Genomic DNA, 2,772 nt, shown 5'->3' on the forward strand with positions numbered 1-2,772 from the left:
CCCCAGCGAGGCGTGCGTGGCATGGTTGGGCGCGCTGCGCTGAGGGATCGTGCGGACCAACGGTCCGCACCCACCAAATGCAGGTTGGCACCTGCCGGGTAGTGCCGGCCGCTGGCCGGCAACCCCATCGGCATCGGGTGCCCCGCATGCAGCCAGCCAGCGGCCGGCTCTACCGGCACCCAAAAAGAAGGCCCGCTCTTCAGCGGGCCTTCTGCCTTCTCACGACGAGTGAGCTGGGTGCATCAAGCGGCCGGCTTTTCGCCGGTGGCTTCGGTGGTGATGCGGATCTTCACTTCATCGCTGACGTTCGGGGCGTAGGCGCCGACGCCGAAATCGCTGCGCTTCAGGGTGGTGGTGGCATCGAAGCCAGCCGCCGGAACCTTGGCCATCGGGTGCTCGCCGCCGCCGTTGACGGTGACGTCCAGGGTGACCGGCTTGGTGATGCCCTTGATGGTCAGGTCGCCGGTGACGGTCAGCTTGTTGGTGCCGGCCGCTTCCACCTTGGTGCTCTTGAAGGTGGCATCGGCGAACTTGGCGGCGTCGAAGAAGTCGGCGCTCTTCAGGTGCTCGTCGAACTTGGCGGTGAAGCTGTTCAGGCCGCTCAGCGGCAGCTTCACTTCCACGGTGGACTTGGTCACGTCTTCGGCGTTGTACACCAGGGTGCCTTCGACGTTGCCGAAGTGCGCGCTGGGGTTGGAGAAGCCGAAGTGGCTCCACTGCGCCAGCACGTCGGTGTGGCTCGGGTCCAGCTTGTAGGTGCCCGAGGCGATCTTGATCGCTTCGGCAGCCGGCGCAGCAGCGGCGGCATCAGCCGCCGGGGTGGCAGCCTGCTCGGTGGTGGCCGGGGCGGCGGCATCGGCAGCCGGGGCAGCGGTGTCGGCCGGCTTGGAGCAGGCGGCGATGGCCAGGGTCAGGGCCAGCGGCAGCAGCAGTTTACGGGTGGCGCTCATCTGAGGAACTCTCCGGATCGTAGGGTGGGTACACGGTGCAGCAATGGCCTGCCGCGGAACAGCGGGCCCGAAACCGATACAGCGACTTACGCGATGCGCGCCGCTTCGTCGAACGACAGGCGCGGCAGGCGCGGGAACAGGCCCGCCGGGTCACCGTAACCCAGGTTGACCAGGAAATTCGACTTGATGGAGGTGCCGGCGAAGAAGGCTTCGTCGACCTTGGCCGGGTCGAAGCCGGACATCGGGCCGGCATCCAGGCCCAGCGCGCGCGCAGCCAGGATCAGGTAGGCACCCTGCAGGCTGCCGTTGCGGATGGCGGCTTCGTGGCGGCCTTCCTGCGGGCCATCGAACCAGGCCTTGGCATCGGTGTGCGGGAACAGGTACGGCAGCTTCTCGTGGAAGTCCAGGTCGAAACCGATGATGACGGTGACCGGCGCAGCCATGGTCTTGGCCAGGTTGCCTTCGGACAGCGCCGGGGCCAGCTTGTCCTTGGCCTCCTTCGAGGTGACGAAGACGAATCGCGCCGGCGTGGTGTTGGCCGCGGTGGGGCCCCACTTCACCAGGTCGTACAGTTCCTTCAGCAGGCTCTCGGGGACCGGCTTGTCGAGGAAGGCGTTCTGGGTGCGGGCCGTACGGAACAGCTGATCAAGGGCGGCGGCGTCGAGCGCGTGGGACATCGGTGGATCTCCAGGGCGGCGAAAGGAAGTCAGTGCCCGCGGGCGGCGCGGGGCGAAACGACGAGCCGCAGTGTAGAGTGTCGCGACTGTTGCAACACCCAGCAGGGCTGAAACGAATTAATGCCAATGGTGAAACGATCGAGCGCGCCATGGACGGTCACTGACGGCCGTGCGGGCAATGTCCGCCAGGCGGTCGCGCTGGCCTCGGCACTGCGCCAGGGCACCCACCGACCGCTGCTCCTGCAACCGCGCGCACCCTGGCGCTGGCTGTCGCCCCGGCGGCTGCCCGGCGATGTGAATGGCTACGGCGAGGCCTTGGCGACGCTGGCGGCTGAGGCGCCGGCACTGGCGATCGGCTGTGGTCGCCAGGCGGCCGGTGCCCTGCGCGTGCTGCGTGCACGCGGCAGCCAGGTGGTGCAGATCCTCGACCCACGCATCGGCGCCCGCCATTGGGACGTGGTGGTGGTGCCCGAACACGATGCCCTGCGCGGCAGCAATGTGCTGACCCTGCTCGGCAGCCTCAACCCGGTGGACGACGACTGGCTGGCCTGGGGCCGCGCCGCGTTTGCCGGCTTCAGCACCCTGCCCGGTCCGCGCACGGCACTGCTGGTGGGCGGGCCGACGCCGCTGGCGCCGTGGGACGAGACGGCGATGGTCGGTGTGTTCCAGGCGCTGGCCGAGCAGATCCGCAGCGAAGGCGGCAGCCTGCTGGCCACCACCTCGCGACGCACGCCGCCAGCCCTGGCCGAGATCCTACGCGCGAAGTTCGCCGACCTGCCGCACGTGATCTGGGGCGATGGTGGCGACGGTACCAATCCCTATGGCGGCCTGCTCGGCTGGGCCAACCGGGTGGTGGTCTCGCCCGATTCGGTGAACCTGCTCTCTGAAGCCTGCGCCACGCGCATGCCGGTGATGGTGGCGCTGGCCGATACCGCGCAGGGCCGGCTGGCCCGGTTCCAGCAGCAGCTGCGCGAACGCGGGCGCTTGCAGCCGCACTGGTTGGACTGGCAGTACGACCGCATCGAGCCGCTGCGCGAAACCGCGCGCGTGGCGGCGGAAGTAAAGCAGCGCCTGGCCCTGGGGTAGTGCCGGCCGCTGGCCGGCAATGCTGCACGCATTACCGAACACCCTGCCGATGCCGGCCA

General features: G+C 68.9%; 3 protein-coding genes. 1 reads left to right on the plus strand and 2 read right to left on the minus strand.

Features of this window, described 5'->3' with window-relative positions:
* Window positions 1–242: 242 nt before the first annotated feature.
* The gene (locus ABGA94_RS16215) at window positions 243–950 is read right to left on the minus strand and encodes a YceI family protein (protein ID WP_005415047.1); all 708 of its coding nucleotides are present in this window, start codon (window positions 948–950) and stop codon (window positions 243–245) included.
* A gap of 86 nt (window positions 951–1,036) precedes the next feature.
* A complete protein-coding gene (locus ABGA94_RS16220) occupies window positions 1,037–1,627 on the minus strand; it encodes a malonic semialdehyde reductase (protein WP_005415046.1) in 591 nt (196 codons plus the stop codon).
* Window positions 1,628–1,753: 126 nt separating this feature from the next.
* On the opposite strand from ABGA94_RS16220, the gene ABGA94_RS16225 reads away from it, so the two are divergent.
* Entirely contained in the window at window positions 1,754–2,713 is a 960-nt protein-coding gene (locus ABGA94_RS16225; RefSeq protein ID WP_072169051.1) for a mitochondrial fission ELM1 family protein, read from the plus strand.
* Window positions 2,714–2,772: the final 59 nt, after the last annotated feature.

It is taken from the genome of Stenotrophomonas sp. 3diitr2024 (assembly GCF_042136455.1).
GTDB lineage: Bacteria > Pseudomonadota > Gammaproteobacteria > Xanthomonadales > Xanthomonadaceae > Stenotrophomonas > Stenotrophomonas sepilia.

Coding starts and splice junctions, on each gene's coding strand:
- ABGA94_RS16215 (WP_005415047.1), bottom strand. CDS start 950: ATGAGCGCCACCCGTAAACTGCTGCTGCCGCTGGCCCTGACCCTGGCC.
- ABGA94_RS16225 (WP_072169051.1), top strand. CDS start 1,754: ATGGTGAAACGATCGAGCGCGCCATGGACGGTCACTGACGGCCGTGCG.
- ABGA94_RS16220 (WP_005415046.1), bottom strand. CDS start 1,627: ATGTCCCACGCGCTCGACGCCGCCGCCCTTGATCAGCTGTTCCGTACG.